The organism is Paracoccus acridae (genome assembly GCF_014642735.1).
GTDB lineage: Bacteria > Pseudomonadota > Alphaproteobacteria > Rhodobacterales > Rhodobacteraceae > Paracoccus > Paracoccus acridae.
Genome location: NZ_BMIV01000015.1, coordinates 33480 through 51688, shown reverse-complemented (window position 1 = coordinate 51688; position 18209 = coordinate 33480). Strand labels below are relative to the sequence as shown.

13 protein-coding genes are annotated in these 18209 nt (G+C 59.2%); 4 read left to right on the top strand and 9 right to left on the bottom strand.

Annotated features, from left to right (window positions below; translation table 11 throughout):
* Positions 1-443: 443 nt before the first annotated feature.
* Positions 444-785 (bottom strand): hypothetical protein, encoded by a 342-nt coding sequence (locus IEX25_RS16260; protein WP_188716409.1) that lies wholly within the window; start codon positions 783-785, stop codon positions 444-446.
* A gap of 149 nt (positions 786-934) precedes the next feature.
* Between IEX25_RS16260 and IEX25_RS16255 the strand changes: the two genes are divergently transcribed.
* Genes IEX25_RS16255 through IEX25_RS16245 form a run of 3 tightly spaced genes read left to right on the top strand, consistent with a single transcriptional unit; the run spans position 935 to position 1523 of the window.
* A complete protein-coding gene (locus IEX25_RS16255; RefSeq protein ID WP_188716407.1) occupies positions 935-1117 on the top strand; it encodes a hypothetical protein in 183 nt (60 codons plus the stop codon).
* Entirely contained in the window at positions 1114-1362 is a 249-nt protein-coding gene (locus IEX25_RS16250) for a hypothetical protein (RefSeq protein ID WP_188716405.1), read from the top strand. The genes IEX25_RS16255 and IEX25_RS16250 overlap by 4 nt, the downstream gene beginning before the upstream one ends.
* The gene (locus IEX25_RS16245; protein WP_188716404.1) at positions 1359-1523 is read left to right on the top strand and encodes a hypothetical protein; all 165 of its coding nucleotides are present in this window, start codon (positions 1359-1361) and stop codon (positions 1521-1523) included. Before IEX25_RS16250 ends, IEX25_RS16245 begins: the two co-directional genes overlap by 4 nt.
* Positions 1524-4807: 3284 nt before the next feature.
* Here IEX25_RS16245 and IEX25_RS16240 read toward each other — a convergent pair.
* From IEX25_RS16240 to IEX25_RS16220, 5 genes are read right to left on the bottom strand one after another with little or no spacing between them, the layout of a single operon-like run.
* Entirely contained in the window at positions 4808-6823 is a 2016-nt protein-coding gene (locus tag IEX25_RS16240; protein WP_188716402.1) for a DEAD/DEAH box helicase, read from the bottom strand.
* Positions 6823-7503 carry a hypothetical protein gene (locus IEX25_RS16235; RefSeq protein ID WP_188716399.1) on the bottom strand — a complete coding sequence of 227 codons (681 nt, stop codon included), beginning with the start codon at positions 7501-7503 and terminating at the stop codon, positions 6823-6825. Before IEX25_RS16235 ends, IEX25_RS16240 begins: the two co-directional genes overlap by 1 nt.
* On the bottom strand, positions 7503-8504 hold the full coding sequence (gene cas7d / locus IEX25_RS16230) for a type I-D CRISPR-associated protein Cas7/Csc2 (RefSeq protein WP_188716397.1): 1002 nt from the start codon (positions 8502-8504) through the stop codon (positions 7503-7505). The genes IEX25_RS16235 and cas7d overlap by 1 nt, the downstream gene beginning before the upstream one ends.
* Positions 8505-8512: 8 nt before the next feature.
* A complete protein-coding gene (locus tag IEX25_RS16225; RefSeq protein WP_188716396.1) occupies positions 8513-11410 on the bottom strand; it encodes a hypothetical protein in 2898 nt (965 codons plus the stop codon).
* 11 nt (positions 11411-11421) lie between these two features.
* On the bottom strand, positions 11422-12126 hold the full coding sequence (locus tag IEX25_RS16220; protein WP_188716394.1) for a CRISPR-associated endoribonuclease Cas6: 705 nt from the start codon (positions 12124-12126) through the stop codon (positions 11422-11424).
* 80 nt (positions 12127-12206) lie between these two features.
* On the opposite strand from IEX25_RS16220, the gene IEX25_RS16215 reads away from it, so the two are divergent.
* Positions 12207-13175, top strand: a complete 969-nt coding sequence (locus IEX25_RS16215) for a WYL domain-containing protein (RefSeq protein ID WP_188716392.1) — start codon at positions 12207-12209, stop codon at positions 13173-13175.
* On the opposite strand, the gene IEX25_RS16210 is transcribed toward IEX25_RS16215, so the two are convergent.
* The 3 genes from IEX25_RS16210 to IEX25_RS16200 are packed head-to-tail and all read right to left on the bottom strand — an operon-like array spanning position 13165 to position 18114.
* Entirely contained in the window at positions 13165-15636 is a 2472-nt protein-coding gene (locus IEX25_RS16210) for a phospholipase D-like domain-containing protein (RefSeq protein WP_188716390.1), read from the bottom strand. The two genes, IEX25_RS16215 and IEX25_RS16210, sit on opposite strands and share 11 nt — an antisense overlap.
* A complete protein-coding gene (locus tag IEX25_RS16205) occupies positions 15633-17219 on the bottom strand; it encodes a hypothetical protein (RefSeq protein WP_188716387.1) in 1587 nt (528 codons plus the stop codon). Before IEX25_RS16205 ends, IEX25_RS16210 begins: the two co-directional genes overlap by 4 nt.
* Positions 17212-18114, bottom strand: coding sequence for a DUF429 domain-containing protein (locus IEX25_RS16200; protein ID WP_188716385.1), 903 nt, complete (start codon positions 18112-18114; stop codon positions 17212-17214). The genes IEX25_RS16205 and IEX25_RS16200 overlap by 8 nt, the downstream gene beginning before the upstream one ends.
* Positions 18115-18209 lie beyond the last annotated feature (95 nt).

The following is an 18209-nucleotide window of genomic DNA, read 5'->3' as shown; positions in this document are numbered from 1 at the left end:
GAGCGCGATGCGGACAGGAAGGTTTCGGGGAGGTGGTGCTTCTGTACCTTCAAGCTACCGAACACTTCAGACAGTTATCTAAGGCGCGATGAAACGGTCGTTTGTTGACATGTGCAACCCAAGGTGCCGCTGACCGGCGCTGTCGCTGAGAAGGGCAGGTGGCCAGATACCGGGCCCGCGTTCTCCTATCAGGGCAGCACTTCGGTAGCCCAAAGCCGTTCGAGAGGCGTCTTTTTGAACGCAGAGTGGGCTTCTGACGGCACTCTGCAGACATTGCCAAAAGAGAACCGCTTACCGGCTGTACATCAACAATACTCGGACTGTCCCCCTGATCCGCATTTCAGCGAATTACTGAGGCCTCTCTAAAGTTAAGCCGGTAAATACTACTCAGTTGGCTGAGGCTGTTAGCAGGTAAGTGGGGCAGATTGCGCGGCGGTGTGAGTTTACGCCGGTGGCACGCCCACCAGATCGGGTAGCGGGGGGATGCGCTCTCCAGTGCCGCTGAGGCCGAGGCGATCGCCGAGATAGGCAAAGAAGGAGATGCCGAGCTTTCGGCAGGTCTTCATCAACCCGAGCATGACGTCGCGGACTTGCCGGTCAGCGGCGCTCATGGTGCTGTCCGAGATCCGGCGCTTGGTTATGCAGGCACGCAGGTCGTTTTCGCAGGCACTGGTGTAGAGCGGGCTCGGGTCGCTCCTGGATTGTCTCGCAGCCCTTGAAGCGCGATCCCCTGGAGTTTCGGCTGTCAGCACCTTCTCGCGGCTGACACGATCGGTCTGGCTCACCTTCATCCTGGCTGTGCCGTGTCCATCAGCGTGGGCATCAGCAAACAGGCCACGTGCTTGTCATCGCGAGCATCCTCGCCGGGCTTGTCTGGATCGGCAATGCAGAGGATCATTGGCACGGTCGTCACGATTGCTTCTAGGGGGAATGCATGACCGAGGATGACATGGAAGCGGAGACGCGCAGGCTCAACGCCGAGACCCGCTTGCTCTTGGCGAAGCGCGAGCTGCGCGATGCCAAGTATCCGTGGCTGATGTTCGTGCCTTGGATGATGGTGGGGGCCATTACCGCCACAATCGTAGTTATGCTTGTGCTTGTGGGGGCAAAGTCATGACCGAGACCAAGAGCCTCGTGCTTGAGCATCTGCACGCCTTGCTTAAACGCCAAGACGATATGCACGCTGACCTGCGGGAAATGCGCATGTGCATGCGCGCAATGAACGGGCAGCTCAGCTCCCTTGATCACTTGGTGTCCGCTCTTGTTACCGCAACCTCGGCCAGTGATGGTGAGATCGAGCACCTCAAGGACCGCCTCGACCGCATCGAATGTCACCTCGATCTGACCGAGAGCCAGCGATGACCGTCACCAAGGAGCAACTGCTTGAGGTTCTGCAGGACATACACAAGCACCTTAAAGAAATCGAGCGCATGCTGGACGAGGCCAATGCTGAAGCACGCGAGCACCGGAAACAGATGCGCGTCCTGGCCCAGACTCTCGCAGACAAGGCCAAGTGCTCCTAACCCGTTTTGGGGAACTGGAACCTGCCCCATTACGGCAGAAGGAGGACGCCCATGTCTCTCCCAACCCCACATGTGGAACTAAGAAGCCAAGTTTGGAACCATCACTTATGTTGGGTCACGAACTCCCAACCCCTCGCGGGGAACTGAAACCACTCCACGCAGCCGCGCCAGTTCGGCGGCTTGGGCTTCCTTCTAATCCCAGGCGGGGAACTGGGACATACAGGCAACCTCGGCTTCGTTGAAGCGGACAGCGTATTCCTAACCCCTCCTGGAGAACGGGAACCTTCCGGGCCGCGTCCGCGAACTGACGCACCTGATGCTCTCCTAAACCCTCATGGGGAACAGGAACCAGCCTGCGCGCTCTGGTTGGCCATCTCCCGGACGGTCTCCTAACCCCTCATGGGGAACGGGGACGGTTGGGGGGTTGTTGTCGGCGCTGATCTGCTCGACCTGCTCCTAACCCCTCATGGAGAGCTGGAACAAGCCTTCCTCACCAGCAGAGTCCGAGCCGCATATCTTCTCCTAACCCCTCATAAGGAACTGGAACCATGCCGCGCGACTGGTCTGGCCGCAGCGTTTCGTACTCCTAACCCCTCATGGGAAACTGGAACCCCGTGGCCGAGGTCAGCCAGGGCAAGACCGGCTTCAACTCTTAACCCCTCATGGGGAAGGGGAACGGGCCTGCCGCTCGGCTGCGCGCTCTTCGATCTCTGCTCCTAACCCCTCATAGGGAACTGGAACCGATGCCAATAATCAGGTCAGCTTCGGCGGCTTTGCCCTCCTAACCCCTCATGGGGAACGGGAACCCGGGCAAGCGATTGCGTGGGCGCAAGCTGCATCACGCATTCCTCCTAACCCTTCATGGGGAATGGGAACTGGCTGGAGGGTGCCGGGAAGAGCAATTTCCTTGTACTCCTAACCCCTCATAGGGATCTAGAACTTGGCGATCGCGGAATAGATCGGGGTTTCCTCGGGGGTCTCCTAACCCCTCATGGGGAACGGGCGACGAGCCAGCGGGCTTGATACCATTCGGACTGCTCCTAACCCCTCATCGGGAACTGGAACCCGACAGGTGCGCGTGGGTAATCGTTTCACCACGGGCGTCCTAACCCCTTATGGGGAACTGGAACGTGGCGGGCCGCGTCGTCGTGCTGACCACCGACGGCAAGTCCTAACCCCTCATGGGGAACAGACACGGGCCTGATCGAGCGTGTCGCGCTCAAGCCGGTGATCTCCTAACAGCTCATGAGGAACAGGAACGTGATAATCTGTTCACGGCGAGCGCGTTCCGAGAGGATCTCCTAACCCCTCATGGGAACGGGAACCTTCATCGCCTTGTCCTTGGTCAGCCCGTTATCGCGCATCTCCTAACCCTTAGTGAGGAACTGGAACGCGGTCAGCCAGCAGCGGGATGTAGTGGTAGACACGCTCCTAACCCTTCATGAGGACCTGAAACTCCAAGTCTGGAACCATCACCTGTGTTGGGTCCACGAACTCCTAACCCCTTTTATGGGGAGCTGGAACAAGCCGGTTGGCGCGGCGGGCACGTTGGGGTTTGCTACCTCCTAACCCCTCATGGGGAACGGGAACGAGGACCCCAAGCGCCCGTCCCAACACAATACTGAATGGCCGTCTCCTAACCCCTCATGGGGAACAGGAACTCCTCCAGGGCTTTGCCGAATACAGTGTTTCCGACCTCCTAACCCCACATAGGGAACGGGAACGTGCGCCCGACTGACGACGGAACGCCTTGCCGGGATACTCCTAACCCTCATGTGGAACAGGAACTGTCCAGCGACCGGTTCAGGACGTTGCCGAAGATTGCCTCCTAACCCCTCATGGGGAACGGGGACCCGGCCCCGCGCCCCCTGCCGAACTTGGAGGATGCGTCTCCTAACCCCTCATGGGGAACGGGGACCTGGTGCCTTCTGGTCCGCAGTCATCATCGCGCTTGTCTCCTAACCCCTCATGGGGATCTGGAACGTGCGAATGTCCCCTTTCGCTTCCCCGGTAAGGGCGTCCTCCTAATCTCTTATGGGGACCTACAACCTTCAGAGCTCGATCTATCGTTGGCTCAGCCCAGACAACTCCTAACCCCTCACGGGGAGCGGGGACCCTCGTTGTTCAGGTCCTTACCCCATGCCGGAAGGTTTTCCCAACCCCTCCTGGGGAACGGGAACGCGGCATGGGCAGGAGAGATGCAGGCGGCGGGATCGGTCTCCTAACCTCTCATGGGGAACGCGACGACGGCGATGGGCTTGGCGTTCAGGTCGGGCTTCTTCTAACCCCTTATGGGGAACTGGAACGGGCATGTAGAGCGGCAGCCCGGTCAGCTGCATCTGCTACTAACCCCTCGGGGGAACAGAACCCACCTCACGCAGCCGCGCCAGTTCGGCGGCTTGGGCTTCCTCCTAACCCCTCCTGGGGAACTGGTACTGGAAGCGTCGTTGGTCGCAGGCAGCCCGTCGGCGTTTTCCTAACCCCTCACGGGAGCTGGAACCTGAGCGCGCTCGTCCCCGCCCCTGCCGTGCCGGATCTCCTAACCCCTCATGGGGAACTGGAACACTCTGCCGTCCATCGTGGCCTGATCGAAGTCAGGGACTTCCCAACCCCTCCTGGAGAACGGGAATACGCTTTTAGTCATTAATTACGATTTCCGGATCTTTGATCTCCTAACCCCTTATAGGGAACAAGAACCACCTTGGCGAAGGCAGCTGTTTGCTTCGCAAGCTCCTCCTAACCCCTCATGGAGAACGGGAACTTGCCCAGATTTTCTTGGCTTGCGGATCGTTGATACGCTCCTAACCCCTCATGGGGAACAGGAACGCGAGGTTGTCGAGCGCGTGGCCGTGATGCCGGAAATCTCCTAACCCCTCATGGGGAACGAGAACTACAACCCCGCCCGAATGGTTCGTGCCGGGCTATCACTAACCCCTTAGGGGAACAGGAACGGTCAGCAGGCCGAAGCCCTCGTTCGACACCTCGTTCTCCTAACCCCTCATGGGGAACAAGGACGCGTAACGGGATGGTCCGTTAGGTCAGCAACAGGCGGCTCCTGCTCCCCGCTGGGAGCAGGACTAATGGCTTTCCAACAGTTTCAAAAAGCAGTGTTCCTAACGCTCAAAGGAGTGTGCCTCAATGCGGACCGTAATTCCTATCAAGTGCATGATGCTCTGAGGCATCATCTAATCAACAGGTCCACTTCATGGCCCCAAACAGCAGCTCGTAAATCATGAGCTTCTGTAAGATCCTAGATCTGGAGAACCAGTATATCCCCTCAGCGATCAATGGGCTGTATTGCTATTGGCTGTATCCATGAGGCCCTCGAATGTTGGCACAATTCGAGTAAGCCGGATCAGCCGCTCTCCAATTTCCCGTGCGGTCCGCTGCTCTGCCTTCAGATGATCTCTTTCCGCCTTGCGCAGGATCGTCAGGCAGCCTTCAACCAGACGATTGATTTCGAGAAGGGGTGTTTCCCCGACATGGGGAAGCAGGATCTGTTCACGTTGCCGTACCCGCCGATCATAGCTCAGGTCGCTTAGAGCCTGCTCAAGCGACATGGGAATTGAGACTTCGATCCCGCCATTATCGAGCAGCCTTGACGGCATGTTCGACAGCCGCTCATCCGAAGCCCAGATGTGCCATGGCACCTTTCGGCGGTTCCCGTCAGGATCTACCAAGGAGACAGCTGGAGCGATCATCCGGAGCCTTAACGCCTCTTGGAGGAAAGCCTGGCGCCAATTCTGAGCAGAATGCAGCTCGATCTTGCCTAACTCACCAAGCCAAGCCGCCATGGCTGCGGCCTTTTTCGGGCGGTAATTCCTGAGCGTGGTTCGGATACCTTTATATCCTCGCCTCACCAGTCCCTCCTCCATAGCGCACCAGAAAAGTGCGGCGGCCCAGGCCGCCGACTGCGGCATCTTACGGAAGGTGCCATCAATCTGATCAAGATCATGCTCAGTTACGTCAAACCGCGCCCTCGCTCCGTCCAGAACACAGTCGATGAAGCGATCAATGGAAACCACCGGAGTTTCCGCGAGCAACTGACGCCGAACATGGCTGTACCATCCGGGCTCCGACTTCTCTGACCTGAATGATGTGACGACGACCTGACCATCCATGTCACCCCGTGCCACCCGGCCGATCCTTTGAACAAAGGAGCAGGGGTCGTGCCCGGGATTCATCAGGATCATCCCAGCTCGAAAGGTCACCCCCATCTCGACGCTCGCTGTTGCGATGAGCACTCGGTACTTGAGCGGGTCCGCAGCTCGGCCCACGACGAAAAGCCCATTCAGATCAAGATCGGTCGAGTCGTCGACTGAACTGATCGCCAGCCGCTCTGCCCAACTGATGCCGATCCCGTCGAACCAAGCTGCAAGGGCCTGTTTCGATGTCTGGAGATCCCGGACGGAGTCGAAAATTAGAACTACTTGTCCTGCCTTGCTATCGTTAGGGCGGGACAACGTTTCGATGATCTCCCGGCGGAAGGCTTCCAACGCCTCGACCATCGACCCATCCCGGCGGAACGTGACGGTAACATCACCATGGATCGCCCGCATGCCGACAGTCTCCTCAGGTCCACCAGTCACGACCGTTTCAGCTTCTACAAGGATGCTTTCTCGCGGGATGCCAAAGTGAACGAGCGAGGTGACCAGATCTATTGGGGTCGCTGAAAGAAAGGTGAGCTTCGCTTCCGTGGCATCCTGAGCCAGGAAGGTCGCGATTGCCATTGAAAGACCCATGCCGCGGGCCTCGATCGTGTGGAACTCATCAAAGACAACATGGTCGAGCCGAAGGAGATCGACGATGGACTGCACATCGGCTCCACCCTGAGTGAAAGCAGGCTTTAGCAGGTAGTGAGCAACACTCTCTGGGGTGGCAACGATCATGAGTCCCCCTTGTGGAAGACTCGCCTCCATCCGGATCTCCCGGATGCGGCGGCGGTTCACGTCGGCCTTGGGATCCTCTGCCCGAATGCGGCGGCCCTCGTCAGACGTCCAGAGACAGACCCGTTCAAGAACCTGGTCTTCCGCCATGCCCACATCGAGCAAGTCCTGACGAAGCCCTTCTGCAAGGTTCTGGGCCAAGCGCCGGGTTGGGACAATGAAGAGGATCCGCGCCCCTCGCTTGCGCATTGCAACTTGAAAAACGTAGCTCTTGCCCGCTCCTGTAGGAGCCGAGAAGATCCGTACCGGTTCCGGCGCGTCGAGCATCTGCTCTTGAAGAGGTGAAAGTCCCTCCTCCCCCACGGGAACAGCGTGCCGTGGAATGACGAATGAACACCGATCTTCCTCAGGCATCAAAAGGTCCTCCAAGAGCCGACGATGCGAGCTGCGTCCTCAAGCGGTTTCAGGCTTGTGAACTGCATGTCGTAGAGGGCGAAAACATCAACCTCCATATTCGGGTCAGTCGCCGGATCCTGGCCGAAGAGATGGGCCGTGTGGGCATTCAGACGTACGGCTGCCACATCAGGGGCTCGCTCCAGCTTGACGATCCCACCAAGGTGGCGGCCAGTCCGGATGATCAGGTAATCGATTTTCCGGCCGTCTGCCTCGCTTGCCATAAGGAATGGATCCGGTCCAAAGATGGCACCCTCGTAAATCGTTCCGGGGGCGACCTCCTGGATGTAGAACCAGGTCTTGAGGTTGCCTGTACCGGTGGCATCCATGATCTTCTTTTGGTAGCCGCCCTCGCTGTCCAGGTTTAGCCGCTTACCGATCTGGGGCAGGAGGGACGGGTTGACCGCCGTGAACACCGACGCCATCCATGGCAGGACCTCCAGGTCCCGCCTGTAGTCCTTTACCCTTGGAAGAGCCACGGAGGACGAAAGCGCTCCCATTGCATTGGCAATCGCATAGCTCATGGATCGGTCAGCCAGAAACTCCGCGATTGTTGCCGTGCCTGATGGTACAGGGAGGCTGTGGTAATGGAGCGGCGACAGGGTCGTCGCCCGTACTGGGGTGACGCCGGGCACGGTCATCAACTGATTCCTTCAAACCAGGCGTTGAAATAGGACGAGACTTTGCCGGCCGACGCGAGATAGCTGGCGCGCATCTCGGCATCATCGCCCTCGAGCATAGAGATCATTCCCTTTTGGCGATCCGCGATTTCGCTTCCAGGGACCACAACTGGCCAAGCGTCCTCGACCAGTCCACGGATCGCCGTTGCTGCAGCATCGGCGGTCGAGATGTCGGCACCGGCTGTACGAAGGGCGGTGATCATGGCGTAAGGACTGGCGAGTTCACGCTCGAAGCGGCCTCCACAAATTGCGACCACATGGTTCTTTACATTGACGCCGTAGATTGAGGTCTGGCCTCCGTAAGAGCCTGCGAGGCTGATCGACAGCAGAAGATGGTCGAGAGCCTCAGCCGGGGCCGTACGCCCGTTCATCGAAATTGCCTGGAGAAGCAGAGTGCCAGGTTTCACGAAGTGCCGTTCGAAGATGTTCACCGACGGCTGCTTTGTTTCCGCGTTGAAGAGGGTGCCATCCTCCGATGCGCGGTTGTGGAAGGTTCGGTCGACCGAACTGCCGTAGTCTTGCAGGGATACTGCATCCGAATACTGGGCCGCAGCCTTTACAGGCAGAAACTTGTTATCCTGCGTTGCGCTGTCACCGAATACGAAGGTGTTCAGGTCGAAGCGATCGCCAGCCTTCTCGCCCTTGCGGAGTACAGTCTTGTTCTGGGCCAAGGTACCGCCTGCGTTGAAGAACCGCAGGACCTGGAGCCCTCGGGCGCGCTCTCCGAATTTAAACTTGTTCGCAACTGCGCGCACGTGACGCTCGCCACCAACCTCGATGTCAGTGATCTCGGCGTCGGCATTACGGAAGGAGGCTGGAGAGATGACCTCACGCAGGACGAAAAGGGTCACGGAGCCTAAGTTCTTCAAGGCAGGCTGTGCGTAGGTCTTGTCCTTGCCTTGAGCCTCAAACAGGAGTTCGTCCAGATTGCCCAGGAAGGGCTTGATGTCATTGATCGGCATGGTGATCCTCACTTACCGGGTTCAGTTGTTTCCAAGGGCGGTGTTTCGGCGCCAGAACGGGGCCGGTAAGACTCCTCTGTGAAGGAGACCTGGTAGATGGCGAAGGCGATGCGACGGTCCTTTGAGACTGGCGGGCGGCTCCGAAACGTTTGGGGCCATGCCTGGGTCACGAAAACGGTTGCCGCGTCATGCGCCGCCTTTCGTGGAAAGGGTCCGTCTCTAAAAGAACCTCGATGATCGAGGCGCGCTGAGCGTTCAAACTCGGCCTCGAGCTGACCGGCGATGGCAGCAACCATCGCTGCCTCGGATGTTTCCCCGATCCGGATGCAACCCTCGACAGTATCGAGGGCGATCCTGAGCCCAAGGTTAAGTTCGTTGTTGCTGGCGTCCCGCTTTGGTGCGGCCTGAACCCGCGCCATAGCACGGGCAAATTCGATGAGCGCACTGCCCTTTTCAGCCTGCATTGCATATTCCTTTTTGGCGATGGTCATGAGAGCCATGCGCAGACCAACCAAGGCCTTCGCACGATCGTCAGGGAGGCGGTCTAGAATGAGGATCGCTTCACAGGTGGCGCCGAAACGGGTTTCCGGATCGAGGATCCGAAGCGCGACCTCGAGGCCGACGTTCTGCATATCCCTTGCGCAAAGCTGCTCGGCAATCCCGAGGAAAAAGATTGCCTCCGGAAGCTGTTCAATCCGAAGGCTGTTGCCCCCAAACGCTTTGCGCAGGGCCATCGGAAGGATGTCGAAGTAAACAAAGCCAGCCTGCGTCGAGGGCATTCCCTGGAAGACATGGACGGGGCGGCCAAGGCGGAGAGCGGACTCCATCATCATGCGGATCAGCGTGATCAGGTCTGCCGTCCGCGCCGGAAGGCTGACATGCCGGGCAAAGACCTTGCGCGCGCCATACTGATCCCGGTCCACATAAACCTTCCGCCCGGATTTCAGGTCGAGGCGCATCAGGTCGTAGTGATTGAGATCCAGAAAGGTATCGCGGAGGTCACTGCTCAGGCCCAGGGTCGCAAAGAGACCCATGGCTGTGGGTGAGGAGACGTGGGCCGGAATATCCCCAGCAAAATTTCCCGTCCTGTCCGCCTGCATCGTCCGCAGACGATGTTCGGCGACGGCGAAGTCCGCCACGAGGGTCTGCGACTTAGCGCTCTCGTGGGACTCGGGCCGCCCTTCGCGCCCAGAGAAGGCACTCACTTTGAGACCATCAATTCCAGACTTCGAGTTGATGGCAGCCTCGGCTGTCACCGGGGCATTGGTAAAGTGGCAATAACCGAAGGGAGCATTGACCTCCGCATCAAGGAAACGGCGCCGAAGGGTAACGTCGAGCCATTTCCGGGCCGCTCTAATGAAGCGGCTGCTTGGGTCGCCGATCTTTTCGAACAGACCGGCACGATCTGAGCCGTCACCGCAGAGCCATAGAGACAGTAGCCCATCGGAGCCGAAGACACGGTGGCGCAGATCGGGGTCGCGTGCTCCAAGGGCAGCGATCCAGGCCGCGAGGAGCGACTGGCGGCTACCCTGATGCTTGGTTTCTCTAACCCATTCTGGAGCTTCGAGGCCGAGTTCGAGGGCGAGTTGGAGAAGTTCCTGCTCTCGCACGGCAGCGTCCGGTACCTGAGTAGCCAACGCCTTTACGGTGGGCTCGGAGCATCCGAGGGCCATCACGATGCTTGCGGCATCCCTCAGGATCGCCAAGCGAGGGTCGTCCTCATCGGATATGAACCAAGGCTGGAAATGCTTGCCAGTGAACTTTTCGATCCCCGAGAAGGTTGGCGCAAATCCGAGTTCTCCAAAGAACGCCGTCATGACCTGCCGCCAAGCATTGTCGTTCAACAGATGAACGTGAACATAGAGAGCCTTTGACGCCTCGCGGCTGTCATCCCCAAAGGCCTCTTCTAGGTCTCCAATCTCAGCGCCGCCATCCATGATATCTCGACCACCTCGCGCGCTCACCTCGATCCGAAGATCGAGCCGCAGGCGCTTCGAGGCTGAACTCAGGGCCACCTCCATCGCCTCCTCAGCGACATCCTTCTGGCACACCAGAAGCAGCTCCCCGTCATGGTGCACCTCGATGAGGGGAGGGCATCCCTTCCGATCGTAAACAGCCACCGAGAAGGCTCGCTGAAGCTCGTCGAGAAGGAAGGGCGTGTGCGGCGACTTCAGGCTGAAGGCCGTCCAACCCTGCGTCACGGCCTTCGTTTGAAGATCCTCGAAGCGCTCCATTTCTTTGACAATATCGCCAATGGGGCGGGTGGTATCGAGGAAGATCCCATCGAGACGGTCAGCCAGCCGGACGTAGAGGCTATCCTTGGCCTCATCAATCCGAAGAAGCTTCATCCCGGGCGCACTCATATTGCTGCGGCTGATCTCGACGGCATTAATCCGTGCCAGGAGCGTCTCGGCCGGTATCTGAGCACCATGCAGGGCGAGAAACGACGAAATGCCGTAGCGGTCCATCAGCTCCATGATGTGAGCTGCTGTCAGTGCGTCGCTGCGGGACAGGCCGAGCATCTTGTCCGCATCATGGAGGAACGCCGTGGCCATAATCCGGGCGAGGCGGACAGGAAGGACGTCCTCATGGATGCCCGCTTCCCTCAGATCGATCTCGGCGAACACGGCTGCACCGCGGGTCACACTGGTGAGATGATCGAGAAGGGTCACGTTTCGGAATTTCAGTCGGGCAGAGAAGGCCTCTCGATCCACGTAGCCGCCCTTCCCGGACATCATCATAAGACGGGGTGTGCGGGATTCCATCCGCTTGCCGGCCGCGATGTCCTTCTGCTGAGTTACGGCGAGGGGGCCGTTATAGGCTTCTCGTTCCGCTTCCGAGAAAACATGTTCCGCAATGACGGAGCTAAGGAAGTTCTGAAAGAGGCGGGTCGAGACAGGGATCATCTTGGCCTCACTTACTGGGGTAGGATCGGGCAGCCAAAGCCGGCGCGGGTCTTGGCACCGAGACCTGCCATGTAGGCAAAGCGGACATCCTCCGGATGCCCTCGCATCGTAAGAGGAAGACTAAAGGCCGGCACGATCACCTTGCGGCCATTGGCTGCTTTGCGCAGATGAACAAGGCGCCGCGTCACCCCAACTGCCAGTGTCAGAGGATCAGCCGAGAATCTGATGTCCATCTCCCTGCCAGCACGACGCTCGAGGCCGCGACGGAAAGCGGCATCAAAGTCGACACTTCCGAACTCCTCGATCCATTCAGTTTCCGGGTCCTTGCCGAGCGGCTTGATCAGGATTGGACTCGCAAAAAAGACAGCCAGTTCGGACACCCCCTCAGCGGGCAAGCGCCCGAGGTGCCGACGGGCACCGGAACAATCGATGACGTCACCATTGGAGGAGTGAACTCGGATCCACTCGGGCCGGATCTGCATCAGACCGCGGGCGATCATCTCGGACGGCGTGGAGATCGTCAGGCCAGTGATGTTTGAGAAGCCGTCTGCCTGCGCTACCCCGCTCATCCCGAAGGTCCAAGGCTGCGCCTCAGGACCCACCATATCTTTGGAAGCGATCCCGGCCTTGTCCAGCGCGGCCACAATCGCAGCATTCATGCTGTCACAGTACCGAACTCGCTGTGGCTTTTTATGAAGATCAATGAAGATGCGCATGGCCAACCTCCTTCTGCTTGATAGAAAGTGACAGAAAGGACAGCTAATCATCAACAACTCTACGTGTCATAAAATCTGACATGAAGAGTAAGCTTCTTGATGCAAAAGTTTTGGAGTATCTTGCCTACTGGGAGCGTCAGCTCACAGCAGGCAGGCTGGCGGCGATGATGTGTGTGGAGCGTCAGCACGCCCAGTCTCACATGATTACGCCCTACGAGACGCACCCCCTCACCGTTGGGAAGCTTGAGCGTCATGGGCGAGTGAAGCAGTTTCCTGCGCTGTCAGGAGACGGTTCTCTGCCAGCTTATGCGGGCACAGCCCCCGCTGATGTACTTCAGACCCTGGCGGCACTCGAGTTTATGACCAAGGGTCATAAAGACACCTATAGAGATGGTTGGACCGGTCCTGTGGGATCTGCCGTCCCCTTGGAGAGATTGCCGGTCTTGGATCAGCTTCATGCTTCACATGAGGCGTTCAGAACCTTGTTCTCGGCATGTGCACGACAGGTCGCAGTGACCCTTCGCTATAGATCCAGAACCTCCGAGGCGGTTCATATGACGGTCAGCCCACACGCGCTCGTCGACGGATACCAACGCCCTCATTTCAGGTGCTATGTCGTTGAAGGAATGGCAGAGAACACGATGCTTGCTGGCCGGTATTTGCCTGGAACGAAAGGAAAGTACTGGTCAGATATCGTTCCTTACCGTGTCCTCGAAATAGAGGATGAACATCCGCAGAGTTACGTAAATGGCCGCGGCGACACCGATTGGCATCAAAAGGCCACATTACTGTTCAAATTAAGTGACTTGCTAAAGCCGCCACTGCGCGACGCTGTAGCCCAAGAGTACGAGGGCGCAGAGGGCTTTCACTATCCCTACCTGCTCATGCGGTCAGTTCGTGTCGCACTCATGCCATATATACGAAGGTCTCTACGCTGGCGTGTGTTTGATGACAGCCATCCCAACGAGATGTTTGTGGAAGTAGAAGGTGAGGAGCGAGACAGAATTATTTATGCACTGTTTGGAGTTAAGGGCTCGATCAGCCCTTAACGGCAGCGGCCTCGCGGTGTGCACTCTTGGAGAACAGCGCTTCCACCATCGCTCGGTGAGCGCTTGCGACCGTCTCCCCTTCGATGCCCAGCCACTTCCCATAAGCTTCGCTCATCGCGCTCATGAGGCCGGTCACGTCCGTACCCAACAGCTCGGCCTTGGTCGGCAGCGTCAAGAGATAGGCGATCTCGGCGAGTGGCTTGACGTAGCGCTTGAGGCGCTCCCGTTCGCGCGGTGAGACCGGTGCCGTGAGGCAGGCCTGCAGGCACCAGTAACAGGTCGCCCAGCATTCTAAAATGTCGTCTGGAACCTGATCGTGCTCCCCGGTCAGGTAGAGGTGGCGGATACCAGGGGTTTTGCCGCCGAAGAGCTCGAAGAGAACGCGCCCGATCACGGTCGGCCAGCTGTTCGGATCGCCCTCCGGAGGCAGAACCTGCAACCGCGATCCTTTGGCTTTGGAGTCTTTCGTAGCGGTTACTGGAAGGGCGGCCGTGCAGACGATCATCAACAATGCCCGCAGGCGGATGATGTCGTGATTGTCGAGTACGCCGCTTTCCCTGCGATCTCTGATCCGCTTGCTGAATGCGGTTACGGCGGCGACGATCTGCTCCTTCGTCGCCTTCTTCGCCGCCGCCGCCCTTCGATGCTCCGCCCGCTCGCGCTCCTCTTCCTCGTGCCGCGTCTTCTCGGTGTCGAACTCTTCACCGGCATCGAGCGCAGCCTGGCCATTGGCAGTCTCATCGCCGAGGTCGAATGCACCGGTCGGCAGCGGAGCATCCTCCTCATCGTCCCGCTCATCGGCGCGGAGGCCAATCACCCGGTTGAGAAAGCTGCGCACGACGGAAGCGTCGCTTCCGGCAAGGCTGTTGTGGGGGAGCTGGTTTTCCGTGCGTGGCCTTCGCCCGGCGATGAACTGCTCGTAGCTGAGCGTCCTGTACGCGGGAACGCCGCTTTCTTCTTCCTTGCGCACCTTCGGGGCTGAGATGGGTTCTTTGTCCGACGGCTCACCGCGTTCGATCCGCTCGAGAACATTCAGAACGTCGAGAAGCATCAGGCTCGCTTCGGTCTCGTCGTCCAGTTGCCGTAGTGCATTGTCGGCCTGGCGGGAGGACGTTTCTCGGACGACTGCACGTAGGCGATCGATCAGCGTGACGATCGATGGTGCGGAAACCCGCCCATCTTCGTGCTGAACCCGTGCGAACGCTGGGCGCTCCTGCGTTTCGCCGATCTCGAACCGCTTGGTGTCGCCGCTGCTGGCGAGCGGCATGAGGCGGCAGGGCATGGGTTTTCCATGCTGGTCGAGGAGAGTGATGGTGCACTCTGTCGGATCGAATGCGTCTGCGGGGTGCCAGGTGAGCGTGTCGACGCGGCACTCGAACCTGCCTGAATTCAAAGCTGCCAACTCGCCCAGCGGCAGCTCCTCGTCAAGGTTCAGGTCCGGTAGAGTGGCCGGATCGAGTTGCCGCTCACTCGTCAGAATGGCGCCGAGGCCGAGCGCATCGGCCATGGAACCGGGCGGGATGCGGCGATAAAGGCATGCCTCTTCGTTCGATCCTGCGAAGTCTGCATCGCCGAGCGCGGGTAGAGTGCAATTAGCGCTGCCCACCAGTACATGATCGGCGGTCGCCGTTTGAGCGATGATCGCCTTTGCGTGAATGAAGCGGCCGTTGCGGAAGTCGCCGCGGTCATAAAGGCGCACCCCCTGAACTTTGCCGAGCGCCCACTTCGGGAAGACAGTGCACTCAGGATCGATAAGAACCGAGATATCGCCAGGAGAGAGGCGCTCCGTCAGGTAGGAAAGCGCTGCCAGGTGTGGGTCCCAGTAAGGGCTGATGACGATCAGACGCTCGACGGGCTCGCCGACCAGGTCCGTGAAGCGCTTGCCGATGCCCGAAGTCTCCCCGGTGGTCAGAAGGGCGGCGAGCGTTCCGTCTGCGAGACCCACCGGGCCGGTCGCCGGGGCGGCTTTGGCGAGCCAGGATGCGCGTGTGAGCATCCAGTCGACCTGAGCCGCGGTCGCCTGCTGATCGTTGTTCAGAAAGCGGGAGAGATAGTGCCATCCCGCAGCAACGAGTTGCTGTTCGCCCGAACCTGGTTCGTCGGACATGACCATACCGGCGAGTTCGAGGTTTCCGCCCAAGCCTGGCGTCGTCAGGTTCGCGGAGCTGACGATCAGGCGCCCACGGCGGCGGCCAGTTTGCAAGAAAAGCTTCGGATGGAACACTCCCGGCGCGCCGATGCCGTTGATCGTGTAAAGTCGTCCCGCATGGTGGGGTAGCGCAGATGCTCCGCAAAGCGCATGAGTGAGCATGCGTCCGTCGGCGAGAACGAGATTGTTGCGACACCCGGCACCACGGAGCCGCGGGAGCACGATGTTCTCATAGGCATCAAAATCAATCCCGAAACTGGTCGCGACGCTCGTATGGAATTCCTTATCAGCAAAGCGTTCATAGAGCTTCATGCGACACCTGCCGCTGCCGCGCCGTATACAGTGAGCCCTTGGTTACCGACCAAGTGAATGTCTTTGAGGAATGTGATAGCGGGGCCGAGGCGCGGGTTCGTGAAGACTGGTCCATCCTTACCACGCAGCCTGAGCTTCCCTTCGTCCCGCTCAATCAGGAACGTGTAATCTCCAGCCCGGAGCTTTTGCAGGGCGACCCACAAGTGCCGCTGCACTACGCGCTGTTCCAGAATTCTTGCCAAAAGCGCTTCGAAGGGCTCGCCCGCATATGCTTCAAGGAAACGGGTTTCCGTCAGCAGGGAGTGAAAGGCTTTGGGATCGAACCGGGCGAGGACGGTGGCGATGTCGCGGTCTTCGTCGCGCACCCGCCTATGCAGGATGCCAAGAAGCCTTACCGCATTCCAGGCGATCTCCGGTGGGCAAACAATCATGTCGTTTCGCCCCGCGCGCTTCATAATAGAAACGGAGAGTGAGAACTCCGAGCCGTCGTCATCCGCTGCATAGGCGTTCAAGGCAGGAAGCGAGGCGTCGACGAAGGCGGTCCAGTGTGCCGGCGTCCCGGGTATCGTCTCCAGTATCTTCTCGACGCACAATGGGATCAGCCGCGACAAAGCAATGCCGGCCGGGTACTCGGCGAGAGTGTCGAGGGTGAACTTAAGCAGCGTTTCATAGGCAACGTGGCAGAGATCGTTGGCGTGATAGATCCACCATAGCCGGCGTTGCGCCTCGAGCTCGGGCGATCCGAGATCAAGCGCGCGACCATTCTGGTCGCAGCCAGCGAATAGTATCCAGCGTACTTCCTCGGGATTGGGATCGCGCCCGAGCAAGGCCGTGATCTTTAGTATTAGCAGGATGCTGTCGCGACGAGCGCACGCTCGGCCATCGGTGGGATCAAAGGGCGCGAGCAGGAGCTCCTGATAGAGATCACGCTCTTCACCTGAAAGCGCGATCTCGGATGGGGCGAGGGGACGGAGCTCGTCGAGCTCGTCATTCGTTACGTCGCCGCGTTGCACAATGTCATAGAAAGCCCTCGCCAACTCACCCGCGCTACTCTCGAAGACGGCTGCCAACCTCTCGCCGATTTCCTTACTGGGCAATGGAAGTTCGTGTTCGTTCGACGAGTCGAATATTCGGATCTCGAACAGCTGGCTGCGATAGGCTGCGCCATACGCGCCCCAGGCCTGCTTCAGGTAGTAGTTCTCGCTGCCGGGCTCTGCTGCCTGCGCGAAGTCGATGAATCCGTTTTGATTTGAGTCCAATATTTTCTGCGCCCATTCGATGCCGGCGACGCCGCCCTCGCCGCCGTGCCGGTAGGCGATCAGCGCATAGAGCGCTTCCGCGCGGCGGATGAAACGCTTCCAGGCCTCGGGGTTGGTGTCGCCGATCTTCTGCGCATAGGTTCGGCAGAGCCAAGCGTATAGTCCGTAGTATCGTATCCGAAGCGTCACGTTGCTGATGCCGGGAAGGAAAGTCTGGTACAGGCTGACACTGCTATTTTGCATTCCCAGCGGATCAAGGCCGTTCTTCTTTCTATACTCGGTCCACACCGGGTAGTTTATGGCTGCGCTTCCCTCATCACCCATCGGCGAAGACCCTTTCAGTAGTCGAGCCCTTGTGCTTCCTATCGGCCTCTTGCTGGAATGGGCCGTGAACGCGCCGGGGTACGGTGGGGGCCAGGTGCGGGTCTGCGATCCATCCTTCCAACCGATCCACTGTCTCGGGGGCGCCGAAGCGCTCGATGCGCTGCCGCCATGCCCACGCCGCTTGGACGGCACAGAGAAGGGCGTCGAGGTGATCGGCGCCGGGATCGTCGCAAAGGCCGTCCTGTGCGTATATGCCGAAGCCGTAGCGCCGTGGCGCTTCCTCGCGGAGGGCTTGCAGCAGAGCACCGCGCGCTTCGTGCTGATCGGCGGTCTGCTTCTTCCGTGTGTCGTTCTTGTAGCTGCGGCGACCGATGAACTGGCGGGCGAGAACGCCTGGATATGCCTCTATGGCAATGCGTTCCGGATCACCTTCCTGCAGGTGGGGAATGGTCACCCTTGAGGCCAGCAGGCGCGGGGCGCCCTCGAAGAACATCAGACCGACGGGTACGCCGTAGAGTTTTTGCGGGCTTATCGAACCCGCGGCCTCGTCGGTCGCGCGGCGATGTTCTTTATCGCCAGCAACACGGTTCTCTTTATAGCCGTTCAGCGCCTCACGGAAACCGTTTCGACCCAACTGGCCTGCATGGTGAACGTATGCGGCCCATGACTGGGGCCAGCCGATGGTCTCGACAAAGCGGCGGGACTGGCCGAAGGGAAAGTCAATCCCGGCAATCCATGGGCCGGGCATTGCGAGGGCAGCTTCGAAAATTTCATAACTATGCCACTCCTGGAAAGACTGCATGCGCAGGGCGTGGTCGTCCAGCGTGCAATAAATACAGGTGATGGGCTTACGCCGTGAGGGTCTGCTTGTGAAATCAATGCCCAGAATCTTCATAGTAGAACGGATAGCCAAGACCCGGGGAAAGTTCGAGGTTTTTGTTCTTCAAGTCCGTCAGGGCTCAAAAGCAGATCTGATGGTGAGGCGGCGTA

Excerpts from the sequence above, each read along its gene's own strand:
- IEX25_RS16255 (WP_188716407.1), top strand. The coding sequence starts at position 935 with ATGACCGAGGATGACATGGAAGCGGAGACGCGCAGGCTCAACGCCGAG.
- IEX25_RS16200 (WP_188716385.1), bottom strand. The coding sequence starts at position 18,114 with ATGAAGATTCTGGGCATTGATTTCACAAGCAGACCCTCACGGCGTAAG.
- IEX25_RS16240 (WP_188716402.1), bottom strand. The coding sequence starts at position 6,823 with ATGCCTGAGGAAGATCGGTGTTCATTCGTCATTCCACGGCACGCTGTT.
- IEX25_RS16220 (WP_188716394.1), bottom strand. The coding sequence starts at position 12,126 with ATGCGCATCTTCATTGATCTTCATAAAAAGCCACAGCGAGTTCGGTAC.
- IEX25_RS16235 (WP_188716399.1), bottom strand. The coding sequence starts at position 7,503 with ATGACCGTGCCCGGCGTCACCCCAGTACGGGCGACGACCCTGTCGCCG.
- cas7d (WP_188716397.1), bottom strand. The coding sequence starts at position 8,504 with ATGCCGATCAATGACATCAAGCCCTTCCTGGGCAATCTGGACGAACTC.
- IEX25_RS16210 (WP_188716390.1), bottom strand. The coding sequence starts at position 15,636 with ATGAAGCTCTATGAACGCTTTGCTGATAAGGAATTCCATACGAGCGTC.
- IEX25_RS16245 (WP_188716404.1), top strand. The coding sequence starts at position 1,359 with ATGACCGTCACCAAGGAGCAACTGCTTGAGGTTCTGCAGGACATACAC.
- IEX25_RS16205 (WP_188716387.1), bottom strand. The coding sequence starts at position 17,219 with ATGGGTGATGAGGGAAGCGCAGCCATAAACTACCCGGTGTGGACCGAG.
- IEX25_RS16215 (WP_188716392.1), top strand. The coding sequence starts at position 12,207 with ATGAAGAGTAAGCTTCTTGATGCAAAAGTTTTGGAGTATCTTGCCTAC.
- IEX25_RS16225 (WP_188716396.1), bottom strand. The coding sequence starts at position 11,410 with ATGATCCCTGTCTCGACCCGCCTCTTTCAGAACTTCCTTAGCTCCGTC.
- IEX25_RS16250 (WP_188716405.1), top strand. The coding sequence starts at position 1,114 with ATGACCGAGACCAAGAGCCTCGTGCTTGAGCATCTGCACGCCTTGCTT.